Below are 17,981 nucleotides of genomic sequence, written 5' to 3' on the forward strand. Positions count from 1 at the left end.
TCCATTGGCTTTTGCTGATGGAGCTCTTTCGTGCTAAGTTTAGAGCCAATCGTGCACCTATAGAGGAACGACCATTTATGCATTATTACACACAAAAAAAATCACAGAAAACTCACGCTTTTTATGAAAGAGGATGAATCTGAGCGAATAAAAAGGTTAATCGAAGCCCGATAGATACGTTGAATCAATGATGGGTGAAACTAGATGTAAGCTTTAGAAATATCAGCATTATAAAGGTTTCTCGGTTGTTGATGAGATAAGGGACCAACGTATTGACGGTGTTAGTGGTGGTGTCAGCGGTATGCTTGATGCTGTTCATAATATAGGACTTCGAAAACCGGCATCATGGAATGATTTGCTGGAGCAAGGACTGGAGGATGATGCACATGAAGAACCGCTTAGCGGCATGGAAAGTGTCTGGATTTTCTATAAAGGTAAGTCCATTCATCTATCCTTTCTGTCCTTCGGCAGTATTCGTGAACTGAAAAGGGTATGCCAGAATATATACAAATACAATTATCCCGGACAGTTGTCGGAAGCAAGTGGCTACAAGGTGAACGAGATGAAAGACGGCTCCCGTGTCGTAGTTGTTAGACCTCCTTTTGCAGAATCGTGGGCGTTCTTCGTCCGGAAGTTCGATATTCCGAATGCTTCACTTGAACAATTGATTACGGGTAACAACGCAGATCTGCCAATCACATTACTTCAATTCCTGATGAAAGGAAGCCGGATCACAGCTGTAACCGGGGCACAGGGTTCTGGTAAAACAACGTTGCTTATGGCTATGGTCAAACACATCTATGCATCATACACCCTTCGGGTGCAGGAGATGGCGTTTGAACTTCAATTAAGACGGATCTATAGCCGACGTAATATTTTGAGTTTCCGAGAGACTGAACACATTTCAGGTCAACAAGGGCTTGATTTGCAGAAAAAAACGGATGGTACCGTCAATATTCTCGGTGAGGTTGCGAGTGATGAGGTGGCCGCATGGATGATTCAAATGTCTCAGGTTGCCAGTCTGTTCACCCTGTTTACCCACCATGCCAAAACGTTTCGTGATCTGGTCTTCTCCCTCCGTAATTCCTTGCTCAAGACAGGTATGTCTCCAGCATGAGCATATTGCTGAGGAGCAGGTTGTGAGTGTAATTAACTTCGATGTTCATATGAAGAAAGATGCTGAGGGACGCAGATATATCGATCGAATTACGGAGTGTCTTCCTCGTGCGAATCAAGGTGACAGTGTGGAAGAGAGGGCAGGTTTTGCATTTCGTAATGTTGTGGAGTACAGAAATGGAGCGTATGTTGCAACAGCTCCAATCTCCTCTGGAAGCATGGTGGATATGCGAGAACAGATGACATTACAGGATGCTGTGAGATTTGAACAGTTTATGAAGCAACACTGGGGTGACCAGCATGACAATTAAATGGATTTTGCTCCTCGTATTAAGTATTTGTGCAGGAGGTTTGCTGATCACACTTCTGGTTTTAAGTATGTTACGTCACAGAGGAGGTGGTTCAACAAGTCAATCCGGCGTGATTTTTGCTCCTAGGGGGAAGGGATTCAAGGGACTGGGATCAATCTTGTTGCAGTCCTACCGTCTTGGAATGAAAGTGCCACTGCTATCAGCTTATATTCTACAGGTGCAGAAACGTATTTCATTCCGCCATGTTGGGGATGAGCCTTCACTTCGCAGGCTGACGATGACAGTGGTTCTGATTATTCTTGGAGGTTATGGAGGCATAAGTGTCATTCTGTTTCTTCTGCAGCCGGGTATCGCTTTTGTAATACTTTCCGTACTCAGTGCTGTGGTGCTAAACAGCCTGGTATTGGATATGTGCCTCAGTCGTATGGAAAAAAGGTTGCTGGTGCAGATGTTGGATCTCTTTGCAGATGTAAGGCATCGGTATCATCAGCATGGCATGGTCGAAGAAGCGCTATATGAAGCCGCTGAAGCAGGTACAGGAGAAGCAGCAGAACAAGTAAGACTGATCTACGAAGCTCTAACTTCTCCAGATCCGAATGAAGCACTTGAGCGTTATTATGAAGTGGCTCCCAACCGTTTTCTCAAAGGATTCGCCGGCGTTTCCTACATGGTCATGGAGTTTGGGGATAAGGACAGAGCACAAGGCTCTATTTATCTTAAAGGACTTGGTAACCTGACTCAGGAGATTCATCTGGAGATTTTGCGGCGTGATAAATTGGATTACCTGCTCAAAGGACTTAATATCATCGCGCTAGCTCCGGTATTATTCACCGCTCCAATCGAACGCTGGGCCAGAGTCAGTTTCCCAACGATGGATGAATTTTATCGCAGCAAAATCGGTTTTGTTACCAAAATGTCGATCTATGTCATCATTATCCTTGCTTATTTGCTTCTGCAAAGGCTCCAGCAATACGATGAGACACGTTACCGGTCAGGGCTTAAGCATTCATGGTTGGATCAGTTTCTGTACAGGCAGACGTTCATACGGAAATTGGCGATGTTGTTTGCAGCAAAACCTGGCAGTTCACAGTACAGTCAAACGATACGGCTCATGAGGGAGAGCAGTTCAGAGTTGAAATACGAATGGCTTGCCATTCGACGAGTGATGTTATTCGCAGGTTGTTTGGTCCTTACAATGGGTTGCATCTTGCTGTTGCACCAGGTTGAACGTAACCACATCTTGTATGATCCAATCCGCGATGATCGAATGTTTGGTGCAATGGCTGAAGCGGATCTCAGGAAAGCTGAGGAAAAAACAGCGTTGGATCAATCCGTGTTGGCAAGTGTAGAAATGAACCGAGAAGCTACATACGAAGAAGTCTCCAAAGCGTTACAGCAGTTATCTCCAGTTCAGTTAGACCATGATGCCCAGAATGAGACCATCACGCGCATTATGCAGAAACTTGAGGTGTACAACAAGCAATATGTACGCTGGTGGGAAATGATTATAGCCATTCTTATGGGTGTAGCAGGGTACTACATGCCTGTATGGCTCATGTTATTTCAGCGGAAAATGCGAAGGTTGGATATGCTACATGAAATCTATCAATTCCAGACAGTGATATCCATTTTGCGTGAGATGGACCGAATGTCAGTCGAGGAGATATTGGAATGGCTTAATCGATTTGCCGTCATTTTCAAGCGTCCGCTGCAAAAATGTTTGTTGCATTTTGAACATGGTCCAGAGCTTGCACTTGAACAATTAAAGGAAGAGGCGGGCTTGCCCGAGTTCCAGCGACTGGTTGATAAATTACAGCTTGCCCTTGGCAAAATCTCAATACGTGAAGCCTTCGATGATCTTGAGAGCATGATGGCATTTTATTTTGAACAACGCAAGCAAGAGTACAGCAAAATGATAGATGTCAAAGCATCATGGGGAAGAACCATTGGATTTACACCTATGTACGCCCTTATCTTTTTGTATCTGGTCATTCCATTAGTCGGCTTGAGCTTCTTGCAGATGAACATTTATTATGAGCAAATTCAGAAACTGTAGCGCAATTCATCTGTGTGGCAGTCTGAAATAATTTAATAACTTATAACTTGGGAGGATTTATCATGAACAATGCATCAAGCGCTTTAAAGGTGGCAGCAGGGATATTCTTAACAATCGCTCTGATCACAATTGTAGTTCTGTTGTTTATTTCGGCTCAGGAGGCAACCAAGACGGCCCAGAACAATTTTGCTGATATCCAAACCGAGTTGTCCCAGGCTGCATTTACGGTATATGACGGAACAACCATCAGTGGATCACAGGTAACGAATGCGCTGCGTAAATATGCGGACAAGGATCAGTTCGGTATTCAAGTTATTACAGGTAAAAATAAAGCGGGTCAATGGTACGGCAATCAATTAAACATTTCACAGGATCTCAATAATGCCGACTACGGCTCGGTTATTGCACCTGACGATAAAGTGGGGATTATTAACCAGACCATGAGTGAAAAAGACAATCAATATGTCAATCCAAGTGGTAAATTCAAAGCCATTATCGTAAAAGACCGATCCAACGTGGTAAGAGGGCTGATCTTCCAGCAATCCTGACAGGAGTTGGTTTAACATGTCCCGGAATACACAGCATCTCATGTTGTTTTGTACGGCGGTTGTCCTGTTTGTGACAGCCTGCCTGTACGGGCAACAGAATGTTAAGATTTTATCAGCGGCCTTGAACGACAGAGTACAGACAACAGCAGGCATGGAAGGTCGGTTGACAACAACACTGCATACCACCAATCCGTATCAGTATACTGGTGCGGAAGTGTTGCATACCGTGAGACAGATGACTGGTACAGGCATTCCTGTGGAGGTAGATGGAACTTCGTATGTGATCGATCCACTTCTCAGCAAAACAGCGACGATTCCTGTCCAGCTCGATGCCACCTACAGACCGGAGTTTATACGAAATGAAACTGGAGAACTGGTCAAGATTGTTTTTTGGAAGGAGGCGAGTGTGAATTGATTAATGCCGCATCCAAGCTGCTTGCCGTATTGCTCGCAGTCCTTCTGCTCTATGTGTATCCAGCTGCTGAAACAGCTGATCGGCAGGATGATATATCACGTATGACGGCTGTTCAGAATGTAACACGTTTTGTTGATGCTGTCCGAACGAAAGGATATATTTCACCTCGAATGTTGGCTGAGTTTGAGGAGCAACTGGCCCAGACGGGCAATCTGTATGAGGTGTCGATGGAACATTTACATAAAAAATATGTACCTCATTATACAGACCCGATGGACAATAACAGTTTTAACGGGACCTATGAGGTAGTGCAGGATGGATATTATGCAGCACAGATTCGAGAAAGACTATTCCCAACCTCAGGTGTGATACCGATTGATGATCCTGGCCGAAGATATACGTTGACGACAGGGGATTTTTTCACCGTGACACTCCAAAATACAAATCGTACACCTTCCATGCTCATTCGTGAATGGTTGAGTGGCACGGCTCAGGCTTCAGCAGTATTTGTAACATACGGAGGTATGGTCCTCAATGAAGATTACTGAGCTATCCATTGTATTTGTGCTGATCTTCTTCCCGCTCTTCTGGATCATCTCACTCCATACCCAAGATGCCGAAGAGGCACAATATCTTGGTCAACGATACAGATCTGCACTTCAAACTGCAGTCATGGATGCAGGTGCAGTCATGCATCAGAATGAGAAACAAAATGATGAAGCAGGTTATGATTCAACCAAATTTGTTAAAGCGGACAAGGAGCTTGCCTTGTTGACATTTACGCAGACGATGGCTTTGAATATGGGGATTCAGGATGATCCCGCAGCTATTCGAAACATGTTTAATTACATTCCTGCCGTGGTTATTCTGGATTATGATGGATATTATATGTTGTCCACAGAAACAGAGATGACGGGTCACCGTGAAGATTCTTTCAGGCAAGTGTGGAGTCCCAAGAAACCTTATACATATTCAGATTCTGATGGTAACAGTATTAACTTTACACTGGACGACTACGTATATGCCTTTGACGCAAGCGCAGGGAAATGGATTGAAGGATTTCAAAAAGAACTGGCCTCAAGCACACAGATTCCTTTAATTCAGAATACCAGCGTATTTGAGCAAGTTAGACAAAGCCGGATTGTGACTACTGTGCAGGATGATCTGGCTGATGTGATTAACCGCCATAATGAGTTTGCCAGAAAGAACGGTATTTCCTATACGTTTACGATGCCCCTGATTGCGCAGGAAGATTGGTACAACTCCATTAACGATACAGGGATTATGGCCTTTATCCAAGGTATAGGTGTGGGTGACCAAAAGATCAACAATTATGCGATCGGTGGAGGCAGACTTGTGAAGAAAACGGCCATCGTAGGTGGGGTAGATCCTTTAACGGGTATCAGGTACTATTATCCCTCCACATGTGGTAATGGTTACCGTGCTGAAGAGGTGTTTACAGACGCAAGACAAGCAGCTGCACAAGGCTATTTCGAATATAAATGCTCTAATCGTTAGGTTAGCCTGTATGACAAAATCATGTAAGAGGTTCCTGAACTGTTTACATTACTTTCAGAAAAGACGGGACCTGTGCTAGAATAGGGTTTCGGAACAATAACAAAAGTAATGTCTAATAGATAGGAGCAACCTCATCTTATGAGTTTATTGTCAGTAGAGAACGTAAGTCACAATTTTGGAGATCGCACGTTATTTAAAAATGTATCGTTTCGTTTACTTGCCGGAGAGCGCGTAGGACTTGTTGGTGCCAATGGTGTGGGTAAATCCACATTAATGAATATCCTTACTGGTAAATTGCTTAAAGATAGTGGGAAAGTGGAATGGACACCTAAGGTCCGTTATGGATATCTGGATCAGCACACGAAGCTTACGCCAGGCAAAACCATTCGTGACGTGCTTAAGGATGCATTCCTTCCGTTGCTTGAATTGGAAAAAGAAATGATGAATATTACGGACCAGATGGCAGATGCAGATCCAGATAAGCTGGAGCAGTTGCTGGAAGAGATGGGCGATATTCAGGAACAACTGGAACAGGGCGACTTTTATCTGATTGACGTAAAAGTGGAAGAGATGGCCAATGGTCTTGGTTTGTCCGCAATTGGTCTTGATCGAGATGTCGCAGCTCTAAGTGGTGGACAACGTACCAAGGTGCTTCTTGCCAAGCTTCTGCTCGAGAAACCTACAGCTCTTTTGCTAGATGAGCCGACTAACTATCTGGATGTAGAGCATATTGAATGGCTGTCACGTTACCTGAAGGACTATCCGCATGCGTTTCTCTTAATCTCCCATGACACGGAATTCATGAATGAAGTCGTAAATGTCATTTATCATTTGGAATTTGCCAAATTAACGAGATATGCAGCGAACTATAACAAGTTCCTTGAGATGGCTGATATGAATAAAGCCCAGCATATTGATGCATACGAGAAGCAGCAAGAGTACATCAAGAAGCAGGAAGATTTCATTCAGCGTAACAAGGCACGTGCTTCAACTTCAGGTCGAGCGAAGAGCCGGGAGAAACAGCTGGACAGAATTGAACGTATTGATCGTCCAGATGAGGCGGCTAAACCAACGTTCAAATTCAAGGATGCCCGCGCGAGTAGCAAAACGGTCTTTGAGGGTATTGATTTCGAAATTGGATATACGTATCCTTTGCTGCCCAAAATGACGATGACAATTGAACGTGGTGAGAAAATTGCCATCGTAGGTTGTAATGGTGTCGGTAAATCGACGCTGTTGAAAACCATCCTGGGAAAAATATCTCCACTCAGTGGAAAGACCTTTTTGGGAGATTATCTCGAAACGGCCTATTTTGAGCAGGAAGTTCGTGCTGGGAATATCACGCCCATTGAGGATGTCTGGAATGAATTTTCACATTTGACCCAGAATGAGGTCCGGGGTCATCTCGCTCGCTGTGGGTTGAAAAATGAGCACATTACCCGTCCTCTTAACATGCTGAGTGGTGGAGAGCAAGCCAAGGTTCGTTTATGCAAACTCTTGATGCGTGAAAGCAACTGGATTTTATTCGATGAGCCGACAAACCATCTCGATGTCACAGCTAAAGCGGAGTTACAGCGTGCTTTGCAAGAATTCAAGGGAACGGTGTTACTGGTATCTCATGAACCTGATTTCTACGAGGGTTGGGTTACCAAAACATGGAATGTCGAAGAGTGGTCTGAGAAAAACTAGACGATTCAAGACAATGTTTAACAGAAATGACGGTGACAAAAAAATCCGTCTATGGTAACATAGGCTACAACTTCATATGAACACTAGGGGGGCCGCACGATGCGGCTGAGATGGAAGAATGCGATTCCGGACCCTTTGCACCTGATCTGGATCATACCAGCGTAGGGAAGTGGCGAGCGCGTTTCAGTGAATGACGTGAGCAACGGCAATTCGAAAGGATTTCAACCGTCTGCTTAACGAATTGAAACATGCAGTTGCGTGTATAACGTTAAGGCTATAAGGTCTATAGCTTTATTGCACGAAATGAACTGTATGCTTCAGTCAGTCATCTGGTCCTATAATTAATACGCAGCCACTCCCCTACGGGAGTGGCTTTTTTGTATTTTTCATAGCATTCACGCCTGGAAGGAGATGAACAGTACGGTAATTTCTCATGAACATGTTCACGAATCATTTGAATTGCATGTTGTATCTACGGGTGCAGGGGATCAAGCATCTTTTGTAAAAGCTGCAAAGGACGTTTGGTCTTGGGTGGACTATATTCACATACGAGAAAAACAACTCACATGGCAAGACAAGATTGGTTGGGCTGAAAGTCTGCGTAGCGTTGGCGTTCCATCTTGTCGCATCGTTATCAATGGTTCAGAGCTGCCTTCACAGAATGACATCTATGGCGGTGTACATTGGGGGCAAGATGCGATACGAAACTATAACCCTGCTGTTAAAAGCAATGTGCAGCGCCTTCGTCTGGGTGTATCTGTTCATTCAATCGATGAGGCAAAAATCGCTGAAGAACGGGGAGCCGATTACCTTTTCTTCGGGCATGTCTACTCAACCAACAGTAAGCCTGGTCTTGAACCAAGAGGATTATATGCTCTGGCTGAAGTGTGCAGGGGTGTCTCCATTCCTGTCATTGCGATCGGGGGCATTGAGCCGGGAAACATTCACGCGATTCGCTCCGCAGGCGCACAGGGAGTCGCTTTGATCTCGAATGTATGGGCGAGCGATTCCCCGGATCGGGCGGCTGCATTATTAAAGCAGGCTATCGTTGCTACAGAAATTCTGAGGCGCTGAATCAAGGAGATGAGAGGATGAAAGAGATCGTTACTGATAAACCGGATAAAATTCATGCAGAAACGATTATTGTAGGAGGAGGCGTTGTTGGATGTGCCATTGCGTATGAGCTTGCTTCCCGTGGACAGGATGTGCTGTTGCTTGAGCGTTCGGCGATTGCAGGAGGCACGTCTTGCGCGGCGGCTGGAATGCTGGCGGCAGATAGTGAGGATTTTGCTCATCCTTTGATGGCTAAGCTTGCCAGGCAGAGTAGACAATTACTTATCGAGCAACAAGTGCTAATGGCTACACTCAGTGAGGTAGAGACTGGTCTGCAACGCCAGGGATTCCTAACTCCTTTTCGTTCATACAGTGAATTAAGTAGTTATAAGGACAATCGGAAGTTTGCTTTGTCTGCTTCTGCTGATGAGGTGTGGTGGGATCGTTCCGTTGTACAACATGAGGCATCATGGCTCAACAGAGATACGTATGGAGCCTATTACAGACCTTACGAGAGTGAAATCCTTCCAGTCCATCTAACGAAGGCATACGCCGAATCCGCTCAAACATTGGGAGCACGGGTTATGGAGGACATACAGGATATACGTGTGCAAGCAAACGAACACGGCGTGCAGGGGATCACCACATCGATCGGTGAGATGAAATGCAAACATGTCATTATAGCGGCTGGATTACAGAGTGAAGAGTTGATGAGACATGTAAATCTGAGCTTGCCCGTGTGGTCGGTGAAAGGTGAAATAGCCGCCGTTCAGTTCTCAGATGAACATGCAGGGTACAGACCTGACAGAACGGTGTATGCAGAGGATATCTATATTGTTCCCAAAGCCAATGGTGAAGTTTGGCTTGGGGCAACCAGTCTGCCAGGCAGAACGGATTTGAACGTTTCTGTACAGGGTGTTCAGAAGCTGCTAACAGCGGCTACCCACTGGGTGCCTGGGATGAAAGAAGCACAATTTATACGAGCGTGGGCAGGCGTGAGACCAGCAACTCCAGATGGATTGCCTTATGTAGGTGCTTGCAAGAGTATACCCGGGCTGTTCGCCGCCTTTGGGCATTACCGCAACGGTATCTTGCTTAGTGCGATAACAGGCAGGCTTATCGCTGAGTTGCTCGCTGGCAAAAGCTCAGAAGAACTCGGAATTGAGGCGCTGAGTCCGGAGCGATTGAACAGAAAGGGAGTGGTGCAGTGAATATCATCGTTAATGGTCAACGGATGGAGATTGAAGACAGATTGAATCGTGTGGATAAACTGCTTAAATCTTTTGATCTGCAAGTCAAGACTGTAGTTGTAGAGCTGAACAAGCATATTTTAACCCGTGAGTATCATGAAACGACTGCATTAAGAGAAGGCGATCGAATTGAGATTGTACATTTTGTAGGAGGCGGTTGATGATGTTGAACATTGGTAAATATACGTTTGAGTCCAGATTGTTGCTCGGAACAGGCAAGTTTTCGGATCTGGAAGTGCAAAGTCAGGCTGTGGAAGCATCTGAAACGGAAGTTTTAACCTTTGCTGTTCGTCGTCTGAATCTGGAGGAACGTAACCAGAAGCATTTCCTGGATACGTTGGATCTGGACAAATACACTCTTCTTCCGAATACGGCTGGAGCTTCAAATGCGGAAGAGGCGGTGCGGATTGCCGAGCTTGCGCGGGCTTCAGGACTTTGTGATATGATAAAAGTCGAAGTCATCGGAGATGGAATTACGTTACTCCCAGATCCGATTGAAACGTACAAGGCTTGCGAAATTTTGCTTGAAAAGGGCTTCACAGTATTGCCTTATATTTCAGATGATGTCATTCTGGCGAAAAGGCTACAATCGCTTGGCGTACATGCTGTAATGCCTGGCGCTTCTCCCATCGGAGCGGGAAGAGGCATTATCAATCCCTATAACCTTGAGATCATCATTGAGCAGGCCGTTGTGCCTGTGATTGTGGATGCAGGGTTGCGCTCCCCAAAAGATGCTGCTTATGCGATGGAACTTGGTGCAGATGGCGTATTGTTAAATACAGCCGTATCCGGATCAGGGGATCCAGTGAGCATGGCTAAAGCGATGCGATTGGGGGTAGAAGCGGGTAGATTGGCATATGAGGCAGGCATGATTCCCGTAAAGCGTTATGCAGCAGCCAGTAGTCCGGTGGAAGGAATGGTTCATACATGACAGATCAAATAACATCTTCCGAGCAGGCCGATCGTTATTCCAGACAGGAACGGTACGCGCCACTTGGCAAGGAAGGCCAGGCCAGATTAAAGGGCAGCAGAGTTTTAATTGTAGGTGCTGGCGCACTCGGAACAGGAATTGCAGAAACGTTAGTTCGTTCAGGAGTCGGACACTTAACGATTGTGGATCGTGATTATGTGGAGTGGAGTAACCTGCAGCGGCAGCAATTATATGTAGAACAGGACGCGATGGAGCGGATACCGAAGGCAATGGCGGCGGAAAAACGTTTATCTGCCATTAATTCCACGGTCCATGTGGAAGGGAAAGTGTTGGATGTCAGAGTAGATGAGTTGGAAGAACTCGTTCAGCATACAGACTTGATCATGGATGCAACGGATAACTTTGATACCCGACTACTCATTAACGACATGGCACAGAAGCACCGTATTCCCTGGATTTATGGTGGATGCGTAGGTAGTTACGGTATTACCTATACATTTATGCCTGGAGATACGCCATGTTTAAATTGTTTGCTGGGTGAAGTCCCTCTGGGTGGAGATACCTGTGATACGTCTGGCATCATACCTCAAGCGGTACAGATGGTAACAGCGAATCAGACCGCAGAAGCGATGAAGTTACTTAGCGGCAATGCAAATGCATTGAGACGTAAGTTATTGTCATTTGACGTGTGGAGGAACGAATACATATCCATCAATGTGGATGGTGCGAAAAAGCAAGACTGTCCTTCCTGCGGTACTTCGGCAACCTATCCATATCTTTCTGTGTCCAATCTGGAGAAAACCGATGTGTTGTGTGGCAGGGACACCGTTCAGATCCGACCTGCACGGCGAATGAATCTGGATCTTAAACATACGGCGGAACGTTTGGATAGACTTCAAGAAGGAAAAGTGGAATCCAATCCGTTTCTGGTTTCTTTTACAACAGGAGTCCATAGAATGGTCATTTTCCAAGATGGACGTGTACTCGTACACGGAACAAAAGACACAGCTGAAGCACGTACGCTCGTCCATCGCTACTTTGGTTAAAGCAAGAAAGAAGCAAAGTCTGTTCCCTTGAGGGAATGGACTTTTTCTTTTTACGGCATGCTATCTGTACCAACCATTGCTGCGAGCAGTGGGGATAGAGACAGGCCGGGTGAAAAAGAGTGAAAACAGCCATTTTGCTGATTGGAGCAGGAGAACAGGTCAGCCTAATTCAGGATATTTTATGTAGCGAAGGGTATGAGGTGCAACGAATGGAGTGGTCTGAACTAAACCAATCCGTCGAGCCTTCGTTGCTGCATATTAACCTGATCATCCTGGTAGACCGGGAAGAGGGGAAGGAACATTGTGGCCAGGCTCAGAAATTAGAGTTAAAACGATGGATAGATAAAGGTCAGGTTATACCTCTACTGGTTATCACGTCTAACGCATCTCCTCAATTCATCGTGGAGTGGCTGGATTACGGAGCTAATGACGTGATGGAGGAACCTATTCACTTGAACGTGATGCTTGCCAGAATACGAAACTTATTGCGTGTTTTTGCGAATGCATCACCAGAGGGTGAAGAAGTAATTGTAGTCCATGATCTTAAAGTGAATTTGCGTTCGAGGCGGGTAAATCGTGCGGGTGAATACCTGACATTAACGCCAAAAGAATACGAATTGCTGGAATATCTGGCCCTGCATGTGAATGAAGCATGTACCCGGAGTGATATTTTGCGGGAAGTATGGGGATATGAGTATGCGATGGATACCAACGTTGTGGATGTGTATATCAAACATCTAAGGGTTAAGGTGGATAAGGGAAGAAGTGTGAAACTTATTCATACTGTGCGTGGGATCGGTTATATGCTGCATGATAAAAAATAGATTACGATGTTAGTTCCATGAATCACCAGTTTAGAGTGTGGCAAAAAGAGGGTAAAAATAAAAGACCGGATAGTAACCTCCGGTCCTTACTGATTAGCTATGATAAGTTCTAGAGTACACGGCGAGCTTTAACATACGTTCTCTTCCAAGTACCGGAGTTTAGATCTGAGATGGTTACGCCTGGAGATCCATACGTATGCAGAATCTTGCCGTTCCCGGCATATACGCCTACGTGAGTGACATTGGAACCAGTAGAACGGCTGCCACTGGAGAAGAACACCAGATCTCCAACACGCAGATTAGCTTTAGACACAGCTTTACCTTCTTTGGATTGTTTCACGGAAGTGCGCGGCAAATCTACACCATACTTTTTGAAAATATATTTCATAAAAGAAGAACAGTCAAAAACCTTGGTTGTTGAAGTTGAAGCACCAAATTTATATGGAGTTCCAGTGAATTTTTTGCCATAGTTAACAATTTGTTGACCTGTGGATACAGAAGCAGTTGCTGCCTGTGCAACAGGTGCGTTAGTCATTAATACAGCTCCAAAACCTAGTGTAGCGCACAACCCGACGGTTACGGCCTTTTGGACAAAGATGTTTGTTTTCATGTTAGTTAGTACCTCCAAAATTCGTTTTCGTTAAGTTGCTAGAGCGAGTATAACAGCTTTGTAACAGCCTAGAAATTGGATAGGGAAGTGTAATCCCTTGCGCCACAATGGTTTGGGTATGTTTATTAAAATATGATTAAAAATGTCAAAAAATTAATCATTGACGGATGAAGAATAATGATGAAACAACAAAGACCCTTGAAGATCAAGGGTCTTTATTATGTGTGAACCTATTTTCTTCATTGAATCACTGGTTACAAAAACGTAATAAATAACTATGAAGCATACGAATAGATTCAATCTTTGCTCTGAATAATCAGTAATAAGCCACTATCAATAGTGACTGTACCTGAGGAACCTAAGAGCTTGTTGCTTACACCCAGGGATTGTCCCATGCGAATGGTGGCTTGATCTAGCGGATACATAAAACCATCTAGAGTTATTCCTGTAACTTCATGAGTCAAGGGCAGCAGAGAAACATATTTATAGTCTCGGTGCTCAACCACAGCGTTGGATGTTGTCAGTGTCATGTAGTTGTGCTTGTCCTGAATGGCACAGGAGATATGATGTTGCATCGCGCGAACCATGATATGTACATTAGCGAGAGTGTGATCCATACGTGTACCTGTAGCACCTAACATTAAGATGTGAGAAGGTTCGTAATCTAGCGCTGTCTCAAAAGCCATTTCTGTATCAGTAAGATCCTTATGAACAGGGTCACATGTAATGAACCGAATGCTATTGTTGCTTACAATGATACGTTCCTCTTCAGTAATGGAGTCGAAGTCTCCAACTGCAATGTGAGGCTGAATGCCGTGTTCAATTAAAAATAATGCACCGCGATCGGCCGCGATGATCATATCATCTTCTCGTATTTCCTGAAGTAATTCTACAGATAAGTTTCCGCCTGTAAAAATAACTATCCGTTTCACCGTCATTTTATTTCATCCTTCCTAATTCAGAGAAAAATAGTTCATTGTTCAAATATAATGTTGGAACCTGTACAAATATATTCACCAAACCAGTATAATCCACAAAATGTGGTTGCACAATTTCAGTGCTCGCGGATACAATGGGTAGAGCGACATGGAGATGACTTGAAAAGTGAGGTTTGAACAGGTTGGACTTACACATTTTTGAAGTATTCAGCATTATAGGCACTATCGCATTTGCAATGTCCGGTGCCTTTGTAGCAATGGAAGAGGAGTATGACATTCTGGGTGTACTAGTGCTTGGACTTGTCACGGCATTCGGAGGCGGGATTATCCGGAATGTACTTATAGGTATACCTGTAACGACACTGTGGAGTCAGGGATCACTTATTATGTTAGCCTTAGTATCTGTAGCAATTGCGTTTATATTACCTCTCAAGTGGATTAGTCACTGGAAGCGAACAGAGGCGTTGTTTGATGCAATCGGACTCGCAGCATTTGCAATTCAAGGGGCGCTGTATGCGGCGAACATGGGACATCCCATTAGCGCAGTTATCGTTGCAGCAGTAATGACCGGTATTGGTGGGGGCGTTATTCGTGATGTGCTTGCTGGACGTAAACCGCTTGTATTGCGTGACGAAATTTATGCTGTATGGGCAATGACAGCCGGTTTTGTCATAGGTATGGGCTGGTTAACAACGAATGCTGGATTATTATTTTGTTTTGCGGCCGTTGTGTTCTTCCGGATGTGTTCTGTACATTATAAATGGAAACTGCCACGTCGTTCGCTCGTACCATCTGAGACCGGGAACGTCAGTCCTCAGTCGGAGAGCATTGTGGCACAGCCAACATCGTCGGTACTTCAAGGTACGTTAAGCAAGGGGGATTAATATGATTAATGTTTTGTTTGTATGTTTGGGCAATATATGTAGATCACCAATGGCTGAAGCCGTTTTGCGTCACAAAGTCCTGGAGAAGGGGCTTGAACACCAGATTCGTGTGGACTCAGCGGGTACAGGGGACTGGCATGTTGGTAAACCTCCGCATGAAGGGACTCGAAAATTGCTGGATTCGTACCAGATTTCTTATGCCAACATGGCAGCGAGACAATTCGCCAGCGAAGACTTTACTCAATTTGATTACATTGTGTGTATGGACAATTCCAATGCAGATAATGTGCGTAACGTTCCAGGCGGAGCTGAGGCGGACATCATCAAGTTCATGGACATGCTTCCCGAGGAAAAACTCAGAGAAGTACCTGACCCGTATTACACAGGCAATTTTGAAGAGGTTTACGAGCTGGTTAACGCAGGCTGCGATGTTCTGTTGAGAAAGATTGAAGAGGAACATTCCTTAGCCTAATAAATAAACATGATCTGATATGTAACTTGTAATCGGACAAAGAAGCAGGATTAGAGCACTTAAAGCAAGCAGGTATCCTGCTTCTTTTTCAGATTACAATTGTAAGCGGTATCATTGAGTTGGAAAACAATAGCGGCATTTCAGCCGCCTGTTAAAGTGATCCTTTTATCTTTCCTGGAGAAAATAAAGTAATGCTTCGGGCAATTCCTTCTGCCAAAAACCCCATTGGTGTTTTCCGTCTTTCTCTTGATAGGAGACGAGGGCACCACGTTTTTCCAGCAATTCTCGAGTATCCCGGTTTAATTGAACAAAATCATACGTACCCGTGTCTGCCTCAAAATCAGTTTCCTGCAAACCAACAATCATCCAGATCGAGAGCCAAGACAGATCTTCAGCTGCGGCATAGATTTCCTGAGAAGCAGAGTAGAAGGCGCCAGACATGCTGATCACACGAGTGAACAGATCCGGATATAACAGAGCAAGATGAAGCGAAACACTGCCACCGAGCGAGTCTCCGGCAAGAATGCGTTCCTGCGGAGAACGGCGCACAGGATATTTCTCTTCTATATAGGGAATAATCTCTTCAGCGAAGCAAGCGGTATATGCCTTGAACCGATCTCCAAATGGAGCATATTCCTGCGTTCTCACAGACACATCGACCTGAACCCCTACAATAATAAAAGGTTCTGCTCCTTCGTCCAGAATAATTTGGTTAGCTGTTGTAGCAATTCGTCCGAAATTAAAAAATTCTTCGCCATCCTGACAATAAACGACAGGGTAGCTAAGCAATTCGTTATAGCCCGGAGGAAGGTAAATACGGAGCGTTCGCTTCTCTCCGAGATAGCGACTTTCAATCTCTTCCTTCACAATCGTGCGTTTCAAATAGCGGGAATCCGTCATAAAACGTCACCTTTCTCGGTTAATTTTTTGCATTCGACCGCGCAATACGGTAAGATTACCCTTGTGCGGGGTTAGGTCAAACACGCAATCATGTATTATGCTGTTATACCAATATTAAGCCCCTGTTATACATACAATCCGGCAGGAAACATAAAAAAATTACGGATTTCTTTGACGTATGGAGTGAAACAGGTGTATAATAATATTATAACAGCGGAACTTGATATTCAAATTTTTTGTTGAGGTGAAGAAAAAAATGAGCAAGGTTCCTTATGAAGTGTATACAGAGGATGTAGAAGCTCTGTCCGTGCTGTCTCCTGACGGCGAAATTGTTAACAAAGACATGATGCCTACACTTTCCGATGATCAATTAAAAGAAATTATGTACCGCATGGTATTTACCCGTACTTGGGATGACCGTGCAGTAAACCTGGGCCGTCAAGGTCGTCTTGGTTTCTATGCTCCAGTATCTGGTCAAGAAGCTACAATGGTTGGTAGTGAATTTGCAATTGAAAAAGAAGACTTTGTATGTCCTGGCTATCGTGACATTCCGCAACTCGTATGGCATGGACTTCCTCTTTATCAAGCATTCTTGTACTCCCGTGGACACCAACATGGTGGACAAATTCCAGATGGCGTTAATGTATTGATGCCACAAATCATCATTGGTGCACAAATTCTGCATGCAATGGGTATCGCTATGGGTTACAAATTAAAGAAACAAAAACAAGTTGTTATCACGTACACAGGTGATGGCGGTTCTTCTGAAGGTGACTTCTACGAAGGTCTGAACTACGCTGGTGTATACAAACTGCCTGTTATCTTCTTCGTACAAAACAATGGTTATGCCATCACAACTCCTTTTGCTAAACAAACAGCAGCTCTGTCCATCGCTCACAAAGCGGTAGCAGCAGGTATCAAAGGTGTTAAAGTTGACGGTATGGACATCTTCGCTGTTATCAAAGCTGTTCAGGAAGCTGCTGAGCGTGGACGTAACGGAGAAGGCGCAACATTGATCGAAGCAGTAACATACCGTTTCCGTCCTCACTCCCTTTCGGATGATGCTTCCAAGTATCGTACAAAAGAAGAAGAGGCAGAATGGTCTGCTAAAGATCCTATTGCACGTTTCGCTAAATATCTGGAGAAAAAAGGTCTTTGGACTGAAGAAGATACAGCACGTGTGAAAGAAGAAGCAAAAGCTAAAGTAAATGAAGAGATCAAAAAAGCGGAAAAAACCGAGAAAATGACGATTTCAGGCTTGATCGACAGCATGTTCGAACAAACGCCTAAGCACTTGGAAGAGCAAAAAGCTGATTTCCAATAAGTTTTTTCCGATAAAGCATAAACATCCGCGACTTTAATGTTCCGGTATACATGTACGAATTCAAATGTGAACTGTCAATGTTTAAGGAGGAAATGA

The 17,981-nt window shown here is 44.5% G+C and carries 18 protein-coding genes, 1 pseudogene and 1 riboswitch; of the genes and pseudogenes, 16 read left to right on the forward strand and 3 right to left on the reverse strand.

Translation table 11 applies throughout. The features are described from left to right. Positions 1–220 precede the first annotated feature (220 nt). The 13 genes and pseudogenes from QF049_RS05380 to QF049_RS05440 all read left to right on the forward strand — a co-directional run. Positions 221–1,427 (forward strand): annotated as a pseudogene (locus QF049_RS05380) (ATPase, T2SS/T4P/T4SS family); the annotation flags it as partial. Beyond that, the gene (locus tag QF049_RS05385; protein WP_307535459.1) at positions 1,417–3,483 is read left to right on the forward strand and encodes a hypothetical protein; all 2,067 of its coding nucleotides are present in this window, start codon (positions 1,417–1,419) and stop codon (positions 3,481–3,483) included. The pseudogene QF049_RS05380 and the gene QF049_RS05385, both read left to right, overlap by 11 nt. A 62-nt stretch (positions 3,484–3,545) precedes the next feature. After that, the gene (locus QF049_RS05390; protein WP_062834890.1) at positions 3,546–4,031 is read left to right on the forward strand and encodes a hypothetical protein; all 486 of its coding nucleotides are present in this window, start codon (positions 3,546–3,548) and stop codon (positions 4,029–4,031) included. Positions 4,032–4,047: 16 nt separating this feature from the next. Then, positions 4,048–4,446 carry a hypothetical protein gene (locus QF049_RS05395; protein ID WP_307535461.1) on the forward strand — a complete coding sequence of 133 codons (399 nt, stop codon included), beginning with the start codon at positions 4,048–4,050 and terminating at the stop codon, positions 4,444–4,446. Then, positions 4,443–4,994 (forward strand): hypothetical protein, encoded by a 552-nt coding sequence (locus QF049_RS05400; protein WP_307535463.1) that lies wholly within the window; start codon positions 4,443–4,445, stop codon positions 4,992–4,994. The genes QF049_RS05395 and QF049_RS05400 overlap by 4 nt, the downstream gene beginning before the upstream one ends. Next, complete coding sequence (locus QF049_RS05405; protein WP_307535465.1) at positions 4,981–5,964, forward strand: hypothetical protein; 984 nt, start codon at positions 4,981–4,983, stop codon at positions 5,962–5,964. Before QF049_RS05400 ends, QF049_RS05405 begins: the two co-directional genes overlap by 14 nt. 138 nt (positions 5,965–6,102) lie before the next feature. Continuing rightward, entirely contained in the window at positions 6,103–7,653 is a 1,551-nt protein-coding gene (locus tag QF049_RS05410; protein ID WP_036613631.1) for an ABC-F family ATP-binding cassette domain-containing protein, read from the forward strand. A 75-nt stretch (positions 7,654–7,728) separates the two neighbouring features. Then, positions 7,729–7,838: riboswitch (TPP riboswitch) on the forward strand. A 226-nt stretch (positions 7,839–8,064) separates the two neighbouring features. Further along, positions 8,065–8,727 carry a thiamine phosphate synthase gene (locus QF049_RS05415; RefSeq protein WP_307535467.1) on the forward strand — a complete coding sequence of 221 codons (663 nt, stop codon included), beginning with the start codon at positions 8,065–8,067 and terminating at the stop codon, positions 8,725–8,727. Between the two features lie 17 nt (positions 8,728–8,744). Then, positions 8,745–9,917, forward strand: coding sequence for a glycine oxidase ThiO (gene thiO / locus QF049_RS05420; RefSeq protein WP_307535470.1), 1,173 nt, complete (start codon positions 8,745–8,747; stop codon positions 9,915–9,917). Further along, complete coding sequence (thiS, locus tag QF049_RS05425; RefSeq protein ID WP_091020730.1) at positions 9,914–10,117, forward strand: sulfur carrier protein ThiS; 204 nt, start codon at positions 9,914–9,916, stop codon at positions 10,115–10,117. The genes thiO and thiS overlap by 4 nt, the downstream gene beginning before the upstream one ends. A 2-nt stretch (positions 10,118–10,119) precedes the next feature. Then, a complete protein-coding gene (locus QF049_RS05430; RefSeq protein ID WP_307543101.1) occupies positions 10,120–10,887 on the forward strand; it encodes a thiazole synthase in 768 nt (255 codons plus the stop codon). Next, complete coding sequence (locus tag QF049_RS05435) at positions 10,884–11,933, forward strand: ThiF family adenylyltransferase (protein WP_307535474.1); 1,050 nt, start codon at positions 10,884–10,886, stop codon at positions 11,931–11,933. Before QF049_RS05430 ends, QF049_RS05435 begins: the two co-directional genes overlap by 4 nt. 119 nt (positions 11,934–12,052) lie before the next feature. After that, the gene (locus QF049_RS05440) at positions 12,053–12,757 is read left to right on the forward strand and encodes a response regulator transcription factor (protein ID WP_307535476.1); all 705 of its coding nucleotides are present in this window, start codon (positions 12,053–12,055) and stop codon (positions 12,755–12,757) included. A 109-nt stretch (positions 12,758–12,866) separates the two neighbouring features. On the opposite strand, the gene QF049_RS05445 is transcribed toward QF049_RS05440, so the two are convergent. Continuing rightward, entirely contained in the window at positions 12,867–13,367 is a 501-nt protein-coding gene (locus tag QF049_RS05445) for a C40 family peptidase (protein ID WP_091020733.1), read from the reverse strand. A 296-nt stretch (positions 13,368–13,663) separates the two neighbouring features. Beyond that, the gene (locus QF049_RS05450; protein ID WP_091020734.1) at positions 13,664–14,305 is read right to left on the reverse strand and encodes a thiamine diphosphokinase; all 642 of its coding nucleotides are present in this window, start codon (positions 14,303–14,305) and stop codon (positions 13,664–13,666) included. Positions 14,306–14,487: 182 nt separating this feature from the next. Between QF049_RS05450 and QF049_RS05455 the strand changes: the two genes are divergently transcribed. Both QF049_RS05455 and QF049_RS05460 read left to right on the forward strand, forming a co-directional pair. Beyond that, complete coding sequence (locus QF049_RS05455; RefSeq protein ID WP_307535483.1) at positions 14,488–15,189, forward strand: trimeric intracellular cation channel family protein; 702 nt, start codon at positions 14,488–14,490, stop codon at positions 15,187–15,189. Position 15,190: 1 nt separating this feature from the next. After that, a complete protein-coding gene (locus QF049_RS05460) occupies positions 15,191–15,661 on the forward strand; it encodes a low molecular weight protein-tyrosine-phosphatase (RefSeq protein ID WP_307535485.1) in 471 nt (156 codons plus the stop codon). A gap of 165 nt (positions 15,662–15,826) precedes the next feature. On the opposite strand, the gene QF049_RS05465 is transcribed toward QF049_RS05460, so the two are convergent. After that, positions 15,827–16,561 carry an alpha/beta hydrolase gene (locus tag QF049_RS05465; protein ID WP_091020737.1) on the reverse strand — a complete coding sequence of 245 codons (735 nt, stop codon included), beginning with the start codon at positions 16,559–16,561 and terminating at the stop codon, positions 15,827–15,829. Positions 16,562–16,817: 256 nt separating this feature from the next. Between QF049_RS05465 and pdhA the strand changes: the two genes are divergently transcribed. Further along, positions 16,818–17,885, forward strand: a complete 1,068-nt coding sequence (gene pdhA, locus QF049_RS05470; RefSeq protein WP_017688072.1) for a pyruvate dehydrogenase (acetyl-transferring) E1 component subunit alpha — start codon at positions 16,818–16,820, stop codon at positions 17,883–17,885. Positions 17,886–17,981 lie beyond the last annotated feature (96 nt).

The sequence above is a fragment of the Paenibacillus sp. W4I10 genome, from assembly GCF_030816325.1.
GTDB lineage: Bacteria > Bacillota > Bacilli > Paenibacillales > Paenibacillaceae > Paenibacillus > Paenibacillus amylolyticus_B.